The sequence below is a fragment of the Phenylobacterium sp. genome (assembly GCF_041920015.1).
Taxonomy (GTDB): domain Bacteria; phylum Pseudomonadota; class Alphaproteobacteria; order Caulobacterales; family Caulobacteraceae; genus Phenylobacterium.
The window spans coordinates 45353-58303 of record NZ_JAYRST010000012.1; the positions used below are offsets into that span (position 1 = coordinate 45353).

The 12951-nt window shown below is 65.9% G+C and carries 14 protein-coding genes and 1 pseudogene; 9 read left to right on the forward strand and 6 right to left on the reverse strand.

The window, feature by feature from the left end; translation table 11 throughout:
• Positions 1-72: 72 nt before the first annotated feature.
• From ACE3TL_RS04355 to ACE3TL_RS04365, 3 genes are read right to left on the reverse strand one after another with little or no spacing between them, the layout of a single operon-like run.
• Entirely contained in the window at positions 73-1326 is a 1254-nt protein-coding gene (locus ACE3TL_RS04355; protein WP_374577504.1) for a TolC family outer membrane protein, read from the reverse strand.
• The gene (locus tag ACE3TL_RS04360; RefSeq protein WP_374577505.1) at positions 1323-1526 is read right to left on the reverse strand and encodes a DUF2892 domain-containing protein; all 204 of its coding nucleotides are present in this window, start codon (positions 1524-1526) and stop codon (positions 1323-1325) included. The genes ACE3TL_RS04355 and ACE3TL_RS04360 overlap by 4 nt, the downstream gene beginning before the upstream one ends.
• Before the next feature lie 31 nt (positions 1527-1557).
• Positions 1558-2835 carry an NAD(P)/FAD-dependent oxidoreductase gene (locus tag ACE3TL_RS04365; RefSeq protein ID WP_374577506.1) on the reverse strand — a complete coding sequence of 426 codons (1278 nt, stop codon included), beginning with the start codon at positions 2833-2835 and terminating at the stop codon, positions 1558-1560.
• An 84-nt stretch (positions 2836-2919) separates the two neighbouring features.
• Here ACE3TL_RS04365 and ACE3TL_RS04370 point away from each other — a divergent pair, with 84 nt between their 5' ends.
• From ACE3TL_RS04370 to ACE3TL_RS04385, 4 genes are read left to right on the forward strand one after another with little or no spacing between them, the layout of a single operon-like run.
• A complete protein-coding gene (locus tag ACE3TL_RS04370; RefSeq protein ID WP_374577507.1) occupies positions 2920-3258 on the forward strand; it encodes a rhodanese-like domain-containing protein in 339 nt (112 codons plus the stop codon).
• A gap of 30 nt (positions 3259-3288) precedes the next feature.
• Positions 3289-4326 carry an efflux RND transporter periplasmic adaptor subunit gene (locus tag ACE3TL_RS04375; RefSeq protein ID WP_374577508.1) on the forward strand — a complete coding sequence of 346 codons (1038 nt, stop codon included), beginning with the start codon at positions 3289-3291 and terminating at the stop codon, positions 4324-4326.
• Positions 4323-7523, forward strand: a complete 3201-nt coding sequence (locus tag ACE3TL_RS04380) for an efflux RND transporter permease subunit (protein WP_374577509.1) — start codon at positions 4323-4325, stop codon at positions 7521-7523. The genes ACE3TL_RS04375 and ACE3TL_RS04380 overlap by 4 nt, the downstream gene beginning before the upstream one ends.
• Positions 7523-7852: an ArsR/SmtB family transcription factor gene (locus tag ACE3TL_RS04385; RefSeq protein ID WP_374577510.1), complete on the forward strand. Its 330-nt coding sequence runs from the start codon at positions 7523-7525 to the stop codon at positions 7850-7852. The genes ACE3TL_RS04380 and ACE3TL_RS04385 overlap by 1 nt, the downstream gene beginning before the upstream one ends.
• A gap of 95 nt (positions 7853-7947) precedes the next feature.
• Here ACE3TL_RS04385 and ACE3TL_RS04390 read toward each other — a convergent pair whose 3' ends face one another.
• Together ACE3TL_RS04390 and ACE3TL_RS04395 are read right to left on the reverse strand one after the other, a co-directional pair.
• Complete coding sequence (locus ACE3TL_RS04390; RefSeq protein WP_374577511.1) at positions 7948-8322, reverse strand: ArsR/SmtB family transcription factor; 375 nt, start codon at positions 8320-8322, stop codon at positions 7948-7950.
• A complete protein-coding gene (locus tag ACE3TL_RS04395) occupies positions 8319-8945 on the reverse strand; it encodes a peroxiredoxin (protein ID WP_374577512.1) in 627 nt (208 codons plus the stop codon). The genes ACE3TL_RS04390 and ACE3TL_RS04395 overlap by 4 nt, the downstream gene beginning before the upstream one ends.
• A 137-nt stretch (positions 8946-9082) precedes the next feature.
• Here ACE3TL_RS04395 and trxC point away from each other — a divergent pair, with 137 nt between their 5' ends.
• The 5 genes from trxC (at position 9083) to ACE3TL_RS04420 (ending at position 12828) form a co-directional block, all read left to right on the forward strand.
• Positions 9083-9523, forward strand: coding sequence for a thioredoxin TrxC (gene trxC, locus ACE3TL_RS04400; RefSeq protein ID WP_374577513.1), 441 nt, complete (start codon positions 9083-9085; stop codon positions 9521-9523).
• 202 nt (positions 9524-9725) lie between these two features.
• Positions 9726-10376 (forward strand): peroxiredoxin, encoded by a 651-nt coding sequence (locus tag ACE3TL_RS04405; protein ID WP_374577514.1) that lies wholly within the window; start codon positions 9726-9728, stop codon positions 10374-10376.
• A gap of 65 nt (positions 10377-10441) precedes the next feature.
• Positions 10442-11362, forward strand: a complete 921-nt coding sequence (locus tag ACE3TL_RS04410; RefSeq protein ID WP_374577515.1) for an MBL fold metallo-hydrolase — start codon at positions 10442-10444, stop codon at positions 11360-11362.
• 4 nt (positions 11363-11366) lie between these two features.
• A complete protein-coding gene (locus ACE3TL_RS04415; protein WP_374577516.1) occupies positions 11367-12155 on the forward strand; it encodes a sulfite exporter TauE/SafE family protein in 789 nt (262 codons plus the stop codon).
• A gap of 67 nt (positions 12156-12222) precedes the next feature.
• Positions 12223-12828: a class I SAM-dependent methyltransferase gene (locus ACE3TL_RS04420; protein WP_374577517.1), complete on the forward strand. Its 606-nt coding sequence runs from the start codon at positions 12223-12225 to the stop codon at positions 12826-12828.
• Positions 12829-12841: 13 nt separating this feature from the next.
• Here ACE3TL_RS04420 and ACE3TL_RS04425 read toward each other — a convergent pair.
• Positions 12842-12951: pseudogene (locus tag ACE3TL_RS04425) on the reverse strand (IS5/IS1182 family transposase); the annotation flags it as partial.

The window sequence follows — 12951 nt, forward strand, 5'->3', positions numbered from 1 at the left end:
CCGTTTCTTGCAGGCGAGGGGGATTGCGCAGGCCGAAATCTCGGCCCGCATCCGCCCGGCATCGGTCGGCTCTCAGTTTCCGAGTAGAGCGAGCAGTCGATAGGCCGCGACAATGCGATCGCTTTGAGCCCTGGCCTCGTTCGCGGCCGCGGCGGTCGCTTCACGCTCGGCGTCGAGCAGGTCGAGTTGCGGTTTCATGCCGACGCGAACCTCGTGGCGAACGCTGTCTCTCGCCTGGGCGGCGGCGCGGGCCTGGCGTGTGGCGGCGATTTCGACCAGGGCGGCCGAGCGAACGCCTTGAAAGGCGCTGATCGTCTGTTCGTCGACCGCCGAGCGCGCCGCGCGCACGCGCGCATCGGCGGCCCTCACCAGGCTATCGGACTGCGCGATGTTTGCGGAAACGCCGCCGCCTGCGAACAACTGCCAGCGCCCGCGCACGCCGACGGTCACGCCGTCCGTGCGATAGTCGGGGAAAAACTGGTCGCGCGCCGTGGAGCCTTCGGCGAAGGCTCCGACCATCGGCAGGCGCTCGGCGCGGGCGCCTTGAGCCGCCGCGCGCGCGGCGGCCAGCGCCGCTTCGGCCTGGGCCAAGCCTGGGTTCTTCGCCCGCGCGATATCCAACGCCTCTTCGACGGTTCCCGGCGCCGGTGGGCTTGCCGGCAGGGGTTGCAGGTCCTGTGGCCCAAGGCCGGTGAGATTCATGAACCTCGCATCGGCTGAAACGGCGTTTCCGTGGGCGTGTTCGAGACCGGCCTGGGCTTCAGCCAGGCGCGCCTCGGCCTGGGCGATATCGGTATTGGGGCTTTCTCCGGCCTTGAAGCGGAGCTGCGCCTGACGCTGGATCTCCTCCATCTGAGCGACCATCCGCTCATAGAGCGACACCATGCGGTGCGCGGTCAGCACATCGCCGTAGGCTTGAACCGTCGCCACGACGATCTGGCTACGGGTCAAGTCCTCGCCAGCGCGAGCCGCCTTGCTTCCAGCCTTGGCCTGGGCGATTCCGGCGCTGATCCTGCCGCCCGTGAAGAGGGGTTGCTCGACCGTAAGCTGGGCGGCTCGGGGCGAGACGTTCGCCGCCTGAAGCCCGAAATAGCCCAGCGGATCGAGCCGCCCAGCGCCGATCGTTCCGCTCAGCGTCGCGCTGGGGAGGCCCTGCCCCCTCGCCGCTCCGATACGGGCGTCGGCAGCATCGGCATCGGCTTGCGCCGCCTGGATCTCGGGGGCGTGCCGTATGGCGGCTGCGATCGCATCTTTCAGGGTGGTCGCCTGGGCGGGCGCCGCGACGCCCACGAGGAAGCAGACGATCAGCGACCACTTGAGCCTCATTTGAAAGCGGTCCCCGGGCGGACGCCCAGCGACTTGAACACCATCGCGGCCGGGCAGAAGCCGGTGAAGCTGGCCTGGATCATGTTCAGGCCGGCAAAGACGGTGAGCGCGATCCACCACGGATGCACGGTGAGCGACAGGACCACGCCCACCAGCACGACACAGCCGGCGAACACCATGACCGCACGATCGAGAGTCATCTTTTCATTCCTTCATTCAAGGATTTGAAGATCAGAAGCGCAGCTTGCGGATGCCCATGACGTGGAGCGCCAACTTCTCGTAGAAGGGCTCGCTCTCGCCTTTGCGGATCTTGCGCAGGAAGTATTTTTCGAAGCCGACCTTCGCCAGATGGACCCACTTGCCGCTGGACGCCCAATTGACGTTGCGCGGCGGAATCTGGGGCTGGGCTACGAAGGCCACGCCCCCGTCTCCGAAGTCGGCCAGGCAGACCGCGTTCCAAGTCGCTTCAGCGGTCGGCTCCCTCCCTTCGAGGAGGGCGGTGAGATTGGTGGCGATCGCCGTCGACATGGATTCGATCATGAACCCCGTCTTCGGCACGCCTACCGGCACCGGCGTAGGTCCGGTCGGCGGGATGGCGACACAGACGCCGAGCGCGAAAATCTCCGGGAAGGCCGGATTGCGCTGATGCTTGTCGACGATGATGAAGCCGCGGGGATTGGTCAGCCCCTCGATGCTCCGGACGGCAGGCACGCCCCGGAAGGCCGGAAGCATCATCGAATAGCCGAACGGCAGATCGTGCGCCTTCTTCACGGCGCCGTCCTCGCCCACCTCCTCGACGTGCATCAGGCCGGCGTCGACCTTGGTGACGCGCGCGTTGGTGATCCATTTGATGTGACGGTCGCGCAGCTCGCTTTCGAGCAGGCCTTTGGTGTCTCCGACCCCATCCAGGCCCAGATGGCCGATATAGGGTTCGGCGGTGACGAAGGTCATCGGCACGCGGTCGCGGATCTTGCGCTTGCGCAGCTCGGTGTCGAGGATCAGGGCGAACTCATAGGCCGGGCCGTAGCAGGACGCGCCCTGCACCGCGCCGACCACAATCGGGCCGGGCCGCTCCACGAAGGCGTCGAAGGCGTCGGCCGCGGCGGCTGCGTGAGATGTCTGACAGACTGAGACGGTGTGCCCTCGCGGCCCGAGCCCCTCGATCTCGTCGAAGGCGAGGTCCGGACCTGTATCAATTACAAGATAATCGTAATTGATGAACGTGCCATCATTGAGTTCGAGCCGCTTCTCGGCGGCATGTAGCCGCTTTGCACCCACCGGCGTGAAGCCGATCTTCTTCTTCGCAAACACCGGGGGCAGGTGAACCTGGATGGCTTCCGGCTCGCGCCAGCGAACCGCAACCCACGGGTTGGATGGCACAAAACTATAGGTGTCCGAATCGGACACGACGATCACGTCGGCACGGTCTTTGACGGCGGCCTTGATCTCATAGGACGCGATCGTGCCGCCCAGGCCGGCTCCCAGCACGACGATCAACGGCTTGCCCATGTGCGGTTCCTTCCACCCTATGGTCGGATTGACTATATATAATGATTACATATTATAAGCAATCTACAAACTTAAGAGGCTCTTATGTTCGGATCGAAGAAGACCGACGGTCACCGCGAGATCGGCCCGCGCGAACTGCATTCCATGCTGGAGGGAGGCGCGGCGCTTCTGATCGACGTGCGAGAGACCGATGAGTTCGCGACCGGCCACATTCCCGGGGCCGTGAACATGCCGCTGTCGCGCTTTTCACCGGGCGACCTCCCCGATCCGCAGGGGAAAACCGTCGTTCTGCAATGCGCGGGTGGAAAGCGGTCGGGACAAGCGCTCGACCAATGCGCCCGAGCGCAGAGCGCGATCGACACCCACCTCGCCGGCGGTATCGGCGCATGGAAGAACGCCGGGCTCCCGGTGGTCAGCGGTTAAGCGGCGCAGGCAGGCGGGACGGTGAACGGCATGGCCAAGTGGTTCTGGTTGGCGGGCGCCCTGCTCGCGCTATCGGCCTGTGGGCGCGAACCGGAGCGCGAACCTGCGGCGGCGTCCTTGCCTGCCGGCGATATCTTGCGGCTGGCGCCGAAGGAGATGGCCGAGCTGAAGGCGGTCGGCGCGGAGATCGCCACGCGCGACCAGGCCGAGGCGCTCGCCCGCATTCCCGGCGTATTGACGTCGCTCTCGGTGCGCGCGGGCGATGTGGTGCAGGAGGGCCAAAGGATCGGCCTGATCGTCGACTCCCGACTCGGCTACGAGACGCGCGCCTATGGCGCCCAGGTCGCCGCCGCCCAGGCCGAGGCCGCACGCGCCAATGCCGACCTCGCACGCATCCGGGACCTTTACGACAATGGCGTTTACGCCAAGGCGCGGCTCGACCAGGCGCTGGCCGCCGCGCACGCAGCCGACGCGCAAGTCGCCGCCGCGCGCGCTCAGCAAGGCGCCAGCGCCAGCGTCGCCGAGCAAGGCGCTGTCCTGGCCCCCGCGACTGGCCGCGTGCTTCGCGCGGACATTCCTGCAGGCTCGGTCGTCGCGCCTGGCATGTCGATCGCGACGATCACCGCAGGCCCGCCGATCTTGCGCCTGATGCTGCCTGAATCCGTCGCCGGACAAGTCCGGCCTGGTGCGCGCGTGATCGTCAACGACGGGAACCTGCCTTCGAACTCGTCTCAGGGCAGCGTGACGCAGGTCTATCCTGGAATCACCAACGGTCAGGTGCGCGTCGATGCGACTCTGCCCGGCCTCACCACCCAGTTCGTCGGGCGCCGCGTGAGCGCTTCTGTCGAGATCGGGACACGCAAGGCGCTCGTGGCGCCCAAGATCTTCGTCACCACACGGTACGGCATAGATCAGGTTCAGGTGGTGGTCGACGGCAAGCGTCTGAGCATGGTTCCGGTGCAGATCGCGCCCACCGGCGATCCCGATACGGTCGAGATCCTGAGCGGGGTGTACTCCGGCGACGCCTTGTGGGCGCCCACAAGGCCAGCGAGGGCGGCCGGCCAATGAACCTGGGCATCTCCGGTCGCCTCACCAAGGCCACCATCGCTTCCCCCCTGACGCCGCTGTTCCTGCTCGCCGCGATAGCGGTCGGCTTGCTGGCGCTGGTTTCCATCCCCCGGGAAGAAGAACCGCAGATCAGCGTGCCGATGGTGGACATCCAGGTGATGGCCCCAGGCCTCTCCGCCGCCGACGCGACAGAGCTGGTCGGGATTCCCCTCGAGACCATCGTCAAGAGCGTCGATGGGGTGGAGCACGTCTACACCCAGGCGCAGGACGACGGCGTGATGGTCACGGCCCGCTTCCTCGTCGGGTCGAATCCCGAAGACGCCGCCATCCGGATCGAGGAGAAGCTGCGCGCCAACTGGGACAAGAAACCCGTCGGCGTTCCCGATCCCAAGGTGACGGTGCGGGGCATCAACGACGTGCCCGCCGTCGTCCTGACCCTCGCCCCCAAGCCGGGAGCGGCGGGACAATGGAACGACGCCAGTCTCTACGAGTTGGCCTCCAAACTGCGCACCGAGATCGCCAAGGTCGACGACGTCGGACTCACCTTCCTGGTCGGCGGCCGTCCCGAGGAGATCCGCATCGCCCCCGATCCCGCCAAGCTCCGCCAGTATGGCGTACCGCTGGGCAGCGTGATCGAAGCCGCCAGCCAAGCCAACCGCAGCTTCCCGCTCGGCCACATCCGCGAGGACGGCAAGGCGGTCGCCGTGACCGCCGGCCGCACCCTGTCGTCGGCGCGGGAGGTGGGGCTATTGACCGTCCGTTCCGGCTCGGGCGCGCCCGTCTATCTGCGCGATGTCGCGACCGTCACTCAGAGACCGCGCGAGGACCAGGCGCGAGCCTGGCGCTGGGCCAAGGCGGACAACGGCAGGTGGGACTCCGCGCCGGCCGTCAGCATAGCGCTCGCCAAGCGCGCCGGGGCTAACGCCGTCGTGGTGTCGGACGCCATTCTCGAGCGCGTCGAAACCCTCGAGGGCAAGCTGATCCCCGAGGATGTCACGGTCGCCGTCACCCGCAACTATGGCGAGACAGCGAACGAGAAGGCCAACGAACTGCTGTTCCACCTGGGGCTGGCGACCGTTTCCATTGTCGTGCTGATCGGCTTCGCCATCGGCTGGCGGGAGGCCGGGGTGACCGCCGTCGTCATCCCGACGACGATCCTGCTCACCATGTTCGCCTCGAACCTGATGGGTTACACGATCAACCGCGTCAGCCTGTTTGCGCTCATCTTCTCCATCGGCATCCTTGTGGACGATGCGATCGTCATGATCGAGAACATCGCCCGCCACTGGGCGATGAACGACGGGCGCAGCCGCAGCCAGGCGGCGGTCGAAGCCGTCGCCGAGGTCGGCAACCCGACCGTCGTGGCGACCCTGACCGTGGTCGCCGCCCTGCTGCCCATGCTGTTCGTCTCGGGCCTGATGGGCCCCTACATGGCGCCGATCCCGGTCAACGCCTCGGCGGCGATGATCTTCTCCTTCTTCGTCGCCGTGGTCATCGCGCCCTGGCTGATGATCCGCTTCGCGCGGAAGACCCTCGCCCATGGCCACGAAGAAGGCGGCGGCAGGCTGGGGCGGCTCTATGCTCGCGTCGCCCATCGCGTGATCGACACCCGCAGGTCGGCCCGCAACTTCCTGATCGGAGTCGGCGTGGCGACGCTCGTCGCCTGTTCAATGTTCTACTTCAAGGCCGTGACGGTGAAGCTGCTGCCGTTCGACAACAAGTCGGAGGTCCAGGTGGTGGTGGACATGCCCGAAGGCGCCGCCCTCGAACATACGAGCCGTGTGCTGGAGGATGTCGCCGGCGTCGCGCGCGATCTGCCCGAAGCGACATCGATGGAGGCGTATGTCGGGACCTCGGCGCCGTTCAACTTCAACGGCCTCGTTCGCCACTACTTCCTGCGCTCGCAGCCCGAACAGGGCGACCTGATGGTGACGCTTCTCCCCAAGGGCGACCGCAACCGCTCCAGCCACGAGATCGCACTCGATCTGCGCCAGCGATTGAAGGCTCTGAAGCTGCCGGATGGAGCCTCGGTCAAGGTCGTCGAGACGCCGCCGGGGCCGCCGGTGCTCGCGACGCTCCTGGCCGAAGTCTATGGTCCCGATGAAGCCACCCGCCGGAAGACGGCCGTCGAGCTGGAAAAAATCTTCAAATCCGTTCCCTTCATCGTCGACGTGGACAACAGCTTCGGCGCGCCACGGCCCAAACTGCGCCTCGACCTGCAGCGTGACCGCATCGACTATTACGGCCTGTCCGAACGCGAGGTCGCCGACAGCCTCGCCATGCTGATGGGCAGCCAGACCGTGGGCTACGCCCCGCGCGGAAACGGGCGCTCGCCGCTCCCGATCACCATCGCGCTCGAACAGAAGGACCGGAGCTGGACACAGGCCCTTTCGAGCACGCCGGTCGCGCGGACGCCGAACGGCCAGCTCATCGACCTGGGCGCCGTGGTCGAGGCCAAGACCGAGACGGGCGGCCTCACCATCTTCCGACGCGACGGCCGTTACGCCGACATGGTGACGGCCGAACTCGCCGGGGCCTATGAAGCGCCGATCTACGGCATGCTAGCGGTCGATCGCGCCGTGAACGCCCATGACTGGGCCGCCAAAGGCCTCCAGAAGCCCGTCATCCGCCTCAACGGGCAACCGACGGACGAAAGCGTATCGTCCATGCTTTGGGACGGCGAATGGGAAATCACCTGGGTCACGTTCCGCGACATGGGCGCGGCCTTCATGGTCGCCCTGCTGGGAATCTATGTCCTGGTCGTCGCGCAGTTCCGCAGCTTCCGCCTGCCGCTGGTCATCCTGACCCCGGTGCCGCTGACCCTGGTCGGCATCGTCATCGGCCACATGCTGTTCCGGGCGCCGTTCACGGCGACATCGATGATCGGCTTCATCGCCTTGGCGGGAATTATCGTGCGCAACTCGATCCTGCTGGTGGACTTCATCCGGCACACCGCCACGGCCGACAAGCCGTTGCGGGACGTTCTCATCGAGGCCGGTACGATCCGATTCAAGCCGATCCTCCTGACGGCGCTCGCCGCCATGATCGGCGCGGCCGTGATCCTCACCGATCCCATATTCCAAGGGCTTGCGATCTCGCTCCTGTTCGGGCTTGCGTCCTCGACCTTGCTCACTGTTCTGGTCATCCCGGCGATCTATGTGGTGCTTCGGGATGATGGGAGGCCTGCGACCCGATGATGCCCCTCGACACCCCGCTGGCGCAGTTGGCGGAACACGCGGTCGAAGCCGCGAACGTCCTCAAGCTGCTCGCCAACGAGCAGCGGCTGCTGCTGCTTTGCCGTCTCACCCAGGGAGAGATGTCGGTCGGCAAGCTGGTGGACCTTTGCGAGCAGTCGCAGTCCAGTGTCTCGCAGCACCTGGGCAAGCTGCGGGCGGGCGGCCTGGTGCGCACGCGCCGAGAGGGAACGACCATCTACTACCGCCTGGCCGACGACGGCGTCCGTCAGTTGATCGATATGCTGTGCGATCAGTTCGGCCGGCCGAGGTCGCCGATCGAGGAGGACTGACACGTCACGGCGGTCCAGCCTCCGCCTTCGCTATTGGGCGGCGGCGTTGCGAGCCAGCGGCCTGGCCGGCGCGAACGTCGATCAGACGGCGTGGACTACAGGATCTTGGCGAAGGTGGCCGCCGAGCCCCTCGCACGCGACTGAGTCGATTTCGTCGTCATCGGCTCGTCCTTCGGGGAAAAGCCCCCCAATGCGCAAAGCAGCCTCGCCGTGTCCCGCAGCGCATCGGAGGAAAGGCTGTAGAATACCAGCTTCGCCTCGCGCCTCGTCTGCACCAGCTCCGCCTTGCGAAGAATGGCGAGCTGCTGCGATAGCCCCGGCTGGCCGACGCCGGTCAGGGTTTCCAGTTCTCCGACCGACTTCTCCCCGTTCTCGAGCAGCGTCCGCATGAGCTTCAGCCGGACGTCGTGGGCCAGCGCCTTCAGGACGTCGGTGACCGCGTCGAGCTCCTTGTCCGTGAAGGTCGTCACTTGCCTGCCTTTGCTTGCCTGTCGGGCCGGGTTCGATGGAACCAGCATGCGTCGCCGGTCGCATCCAGCGCCGACGCCTGATCCTGGTAGGGCGGGAGGAGCACGTCGTCGCCCGGCCGCCAGCCCTCGGGCGTCACCACATTGTCGCTGTCGACCCGTTGCAGCGCGGCGACCACGCGCAGCAGCTCCTCCACCGACCGGCCGATGGTTGCGGGATAACAGAGCTTGGCGCGCACGACGCCGTCCGGGTCGATGAAGAAAGTCGCGCGCAGCGTCGCGGCGTCCGGGGCGTCTTCGGCGAGCATTCCATAGGCTCGGCCGATCACCATCGACGGATCCTCGACGATCGGGAAACCGACGGTCACGCCGAAATGCTCATGGATCGCGCGTATCCACCCCAGGTGGGCGTAGAGGCTATCGACCGAGATCGCGAGCAGCTCGCAATTGAGCGCCTTGAACCGCTCGCTCGCCCGCGACAGGGCGACGAACTCGCTGGTGCAGACCGGCGTGAAATCCGCAGGATGCGAGAACAGCAGCACCCAGCGGCCGCGATAGTCGGACAGGCTCACCTCGCCCATCGTCGTGCGCGCCTGAAAATTGGGTGCGACGTCGCCGATCTGCACCGCCCTGGGCAGGGATCGCGTATACTCGTCTGCACTGGGGCTCAAAATCCGACTCCTGTAACGGATTGAATCCATCTTTTACACGGTTACATCATACGGGTAAACGATCAGGCAAATGCGCCTTGGAGGACCTCCGCATGTCCGAACCGGTGTTGGTGACGTGCCCAGCCTGCGCGAGCATCAACCGCATTCCCAAGGCCAAGCTCGGCGCCGGGCCCAAATGCGGCCGGTGCAAGGCACCCCTGTTTCAGGGCCAGCCCGTCGAAGTCGACGAGACCGCGTTCAATCGCCATGTCAGCCGCGACAGCCTGCCCGTCGTCGCAGATTTCTGGGCGAACTGGTGTGGGCCGTGCCATGCCATGGCCCCAGCATTCAAGAGCGCCGCCGCCGAACTGGAGCCGCACGTCCGCCTCCTGAAGGTCGACACCGAAGCAGAACCCCGCCTGGCAGGGCGCTTCGCCATACGCTCCATCCCCACCCTCATCGCATTCAGGAACGGGAACGAGATCGCCCGCGTCGCCGGCGCCATGGATCGAACCCGCCTGCTGGAATGGGTGAGACGCGTGCTGGCCGATTGAGCAGCAGACTCATCGCTTAGTTTCAGAAACTGACACGGCGGCTTGTCCGCAGGCGCCCGCGCTCACCGCCGCCCAGACGCTTCACGCAAGGATTTACAGGCCCATTGAAAAATCCAATCTTCAGCATCAATTAAATTATGTTCACATGATTAAATAAAATATGTACCCATTAGCCATCACCCCTTAGCCGCAGGAGATAGCAATGACGGACCAACCCGACAGCCGCCCCTCGATGCCGCGCATCAATGAGCCCGCTCCCGCCTTCAAGGCGAGGACCACCCATGGCGAACGCTCGCTCGAAGACTACAAGGGCAAGTGGCTGGTCCTCTTCTCCCACCCGGCGGACTTCACTCCGGTCTGCACGACCGAGTTCATGGGGTTTGCGAGAGCGGCCGACCGTTTCAAGGCGCTCAACTGCGAACTTCTGGGCCTCTCCATCGACTCCGTGCACTCGCACATCGCCTGGATGCGCAGCATCGAGGAGAAGTTCGGCGTCGAGATCCCGTTCCCCATCATCGACGACCTGTCGATGAACGTCGCCAAGGCGTTCGGCATGATCCACCCCGGCGCCTCCGACACCTCGGCGGTGCGGGCGACCTTCCTGATCGACCCGGAAGGGGTCGTCCGGGCGATGGTCTACTACCCGATGTCGAACGGCCGTTCGGTCGAGGAATTCATCCGCCTGCTCACCGCGCTTCAGACGTCCGACGCCAACAAGGTGGCGACGCCTGAGAACTGGCAGCCCGGCGAGCCGGTGATCGTGCCGCCGCCCGCCACCGCCGAGGCCGCCAAGGCGCGCGCCAACGAGGGCTACGACTACACCGACTGGTACTTCAGCAAGAGGACGCTCTGAGCCGCTCGCGCCGGCTTCTCCCCCTACGCGAAGCCGGCGCCTGCCTATCAGGAAAGGACAAGACCATGACCGACCCGCACATCGGTGAAGCCGCCAGGATCATCGCGGCCGCGAGCAACGCGCGGCCCGCGGTCATCCGCAGCTTCTTCGACGAGGACACGTTCACCGTCACCCACGTCATCTCCGATCCGGCGACCGGCAAGGCCGCCATCATCGACAGCGTGCTCGATTTCGATCCGGCGTCGGGGCGCACCTCCTATGCGTCCCCCGACAAGGTGATCGCCTATGTCGAGAATGCGGGGCTGGAGGTCGAATGGCTGCTGGAGACGCACGCCCATGCCGACCACCTGTCTGCGGCGCCCTACCTGCAGGAGAAGCTGGGCGGCAAGCTCGCCATCGGCCGTCATATCCTCACCGTCCAGCAGGTCTTTGGAAAGATCTTCAACGAAGGCACGCGTTTCGCCCGCGACGGTTCGCAGTTCGACCATCTGTTCGATGACGGCGATCGCTTCAGGGTCGGCTCGATCGAGGCGATCGCGCTGCATGTCCCCGGCCACACCCCGGCCGACATGACCTATGTGATCGGCGACGCCGCGTTCATCGGCGACACGCTGTTCATGCCCGACTACGGGACCGCCCGCGCCGACTTCCCCGGCGGCGATGCGCGCACGCTCTACCGCTCCATCCGGCGCCTGCTGTCGCTGCCGGACCAGACCGGCCTTCACCTTTGCCACGACTACAAGGCCCCGGGCCGCGACACCTACGCCTGGGCGACGACGGTCGGCGAGGAGCGCGAGCACAATGTCCATATCCGCACCGGGGTGAGCGAGGACCAGTTCGTCGCCATGCGCGAGGCGCGCGATGCGACCCTCGGGATGCCGCGGCTGATCCTGCCGTCCATTCAGATCAACATGCGCGGCGGCCGCCTGCCGGAGCCGGAAGACAACGGCACGAGCTACCTGAAGCTGCCGGTCGACAGGCTCTGAAGCCATGACGCTCGAGCCCATCCAATATCTGCTCGGCGCGGGATCGGGTTCGCTCGTCGGCTTTACGCTCGGCCTGGTGGGCGGCGGCGGGTCGATCCTCGCCGTCCCCCTCATGGTGTATCTCGTCGGCGTCGCATCGCCGCACGTCGCGATCGGCACCAGTGCGCTCGCGGTCGCCGCCAACGCCGGAGCCAATCTCATACCGCACGCCCGCCAGGGCGCCATCAAATGGCGCTGCGCAGGCATGTTCGCCGCCGCCGGCGTTGCGGGCGCCTATGCCGGATCGACGCTCGGCAAGGCGTTCGACGGCCAGAAGCTGTTGTTCCTCTTCGCGCTACTGATGATCGCGGTGGGCGCGCTGATGTTGAAAACCCGCGGCGATCCCGGCGATCCGGACGCCCAGTGCCGCCGGGAGAACGCGCCGAAGGTGCTCGGCTATGGCGGGGTCACCGGGCTGTTCTCAGGCTTCTTCGGCATCGGCGGCGGCTTCCTGATCGTGCCCGGTCTCATGGCTTCGACCGGGATGCCGATGCGCAACGCCGTCGGCTCGTCACTGGTCGCCGTCGCCGCCTTCGGGCTCACAGCCGCGCTGAACTATGCGTTGTCAGGCCTGGTCGATTGGCCGCTCGCGGCCGTGTTCATCGGCGGCGGCGTAGCCGGGGGCTTGGTCGGCGCGGCGCTTTCGAAGCGGCTGTCGGCTCACAAGGGCGCACTCAACACCCTCTTCGCCATCCTGATCTTCGCGGTCGCCGCCTACATGCTGTGGCGCAGCGCAGCGGCGATCTGGAGCTGACCCCTCCTCATCACCCTTGTCATCGCGCAAGCTTGCAATAGGACGGACCCCGGAACGGAGATAACTGATGTGGGATCAAAGATATTCGGGGTCAGACTATGTGTTCGGCGTCGACCCCAACCGCTTCCTGACATCCTGCGCTCATCTTCTCGAACCAGGCCAAAGCGCTCTTGCCGTCGCCGACGGAGAGGGACGAAACAGCGTGTGGCTGGCCTCGGAAGGGCTGAACGTAACGGCCTTCGACGCATCGGAAATCGGTTTGAGCAAGGCCGGTCGACTTGCCGCCCAGAAGGGCGCGACTGTCGACTACCGACTATCGCGGATTGAAGATTGGGAATGGCCGGCCGAACGGTTCGACGTGGTCGTGGCCATCTTTATCCAGTTCGCCGCTCCCGAACTCCGATCCGTGATTTTCGAGGGCATGAAGCACACGCTGAAGCGAGGCGGCCTCATCCTCATGGAAGGTTACAGGCCCGAACAGCTCGCCTACGCCACCGGGGGACCGAGCCAGCGCGAACACCTCTACACGCGGGAACTGCTGGAAGAGGCCTTCAGCGATTTCGACATCCTCCAACTCACCGAGTACGACGGCGAACTGCACGAAGGCCAAGGCCATCTGGGCATGTCGGCGCTGATCGACCTGGTCGCGAGAAAGCCGTCCCATCGGAGCTAGGTCCAATCGACATTCAGCGCATCCAGATCATGGACGCGGCGAGGTGTATGAAGGCCAGGTAGTGGGCGGCGAGGCGGTCGTAGCGGGTTGCGAAGCGGCGGAAGTGTTTAAGCTTGTTGAAGC

Bases quoted from the DNA above. Each gene is read 5' to 3' on its own strand.
- ACE3TL_RS04370 (WP_374577507.1), top strand. From the start codon at position 2,920: ATGTTCGGATCGAAGAAGACCGACGGTCACCGCGAGATCGGCCCGCGC.
- ACE3TL_RS04415 (WP_374577516.1), top strand. From the start codon at position 11,367: ATGACGCTCGAGCCCATCCAATATCTGCTCGGCGCGGGATCGGGTTCG.
- trxC (WP_374577513.1), top strand. From the start codon at position 9,083: ATGTCCGAACCGGTGTTGGTGACGTGCCCAGCCTGCGCGAGCATCAAC.
- ACE3TL_RS04405 (WP_374577514.1), top strand. From the start codon at position 9,726: ATGACGGACCAACCCGACAGCCGCCCCTCGATGCCGCGCATCAATGAG.
- ACE3TL_RS04375 (WP_374577508.1), top strand. From the start codon at position 3,289: ATGGCCAAGTGGTTCTGGTTGGCGGGCGCCCTGCTCGCGCTATCGGCC.
- ACE3TL_RS04385 (WP_374577510.1), top strand. From the start codon at position 7,523: ATGCCCCTCGACACCCCGCTGGCGCAGTTGGCGGAACACGCGGTCGAA.
- ACE3TL_RS04365 (WP_374577506.1), bottom strand. From the start codon at position 2,835: ATGGGCAAGCCGTTGATCGTCGTGCTGGGAGCCGGCCTGGGCGGCACG.
- ACE3TL_RS04410 (WP_374577515.1), top strand. From the start codon at position 10,442: ATGACCGACCCGCACATCGGTGAAGCCGCCAGGATCATCGCGGCCGCG.
- ACE3TL_RS04380 (WP_374577509.1), top strand. From the start codon at position 4,323: ATGAACCTGGGCATCTCCGGTCGCCTCACCAAGGCCACCATCGCTTCC.
- ACE3TL_RS04355 (WP_374577504.1), bottom strand. From the start codon at position 1,326: ATGAGGCTCAAGTGGTCGCTGATCGTCTGCTTCCTCGTGGGCGTCGCG.
- ACE3TL_RS04420 (WP_374577517.1), top strand. From the start codon at position 12,223: ATGTGGGATCAAAGATATTCGGGGTCAGACTATGTGTTCGGCGTCGAC.
- ACE3TL_RS04360 (WP_374577505.1), bottom strand. From the start codon at position 1,526: ATGACTCTCGATCGTGCGGTCATGGTGTTCGCCGGCTGTGTCGTGCTG.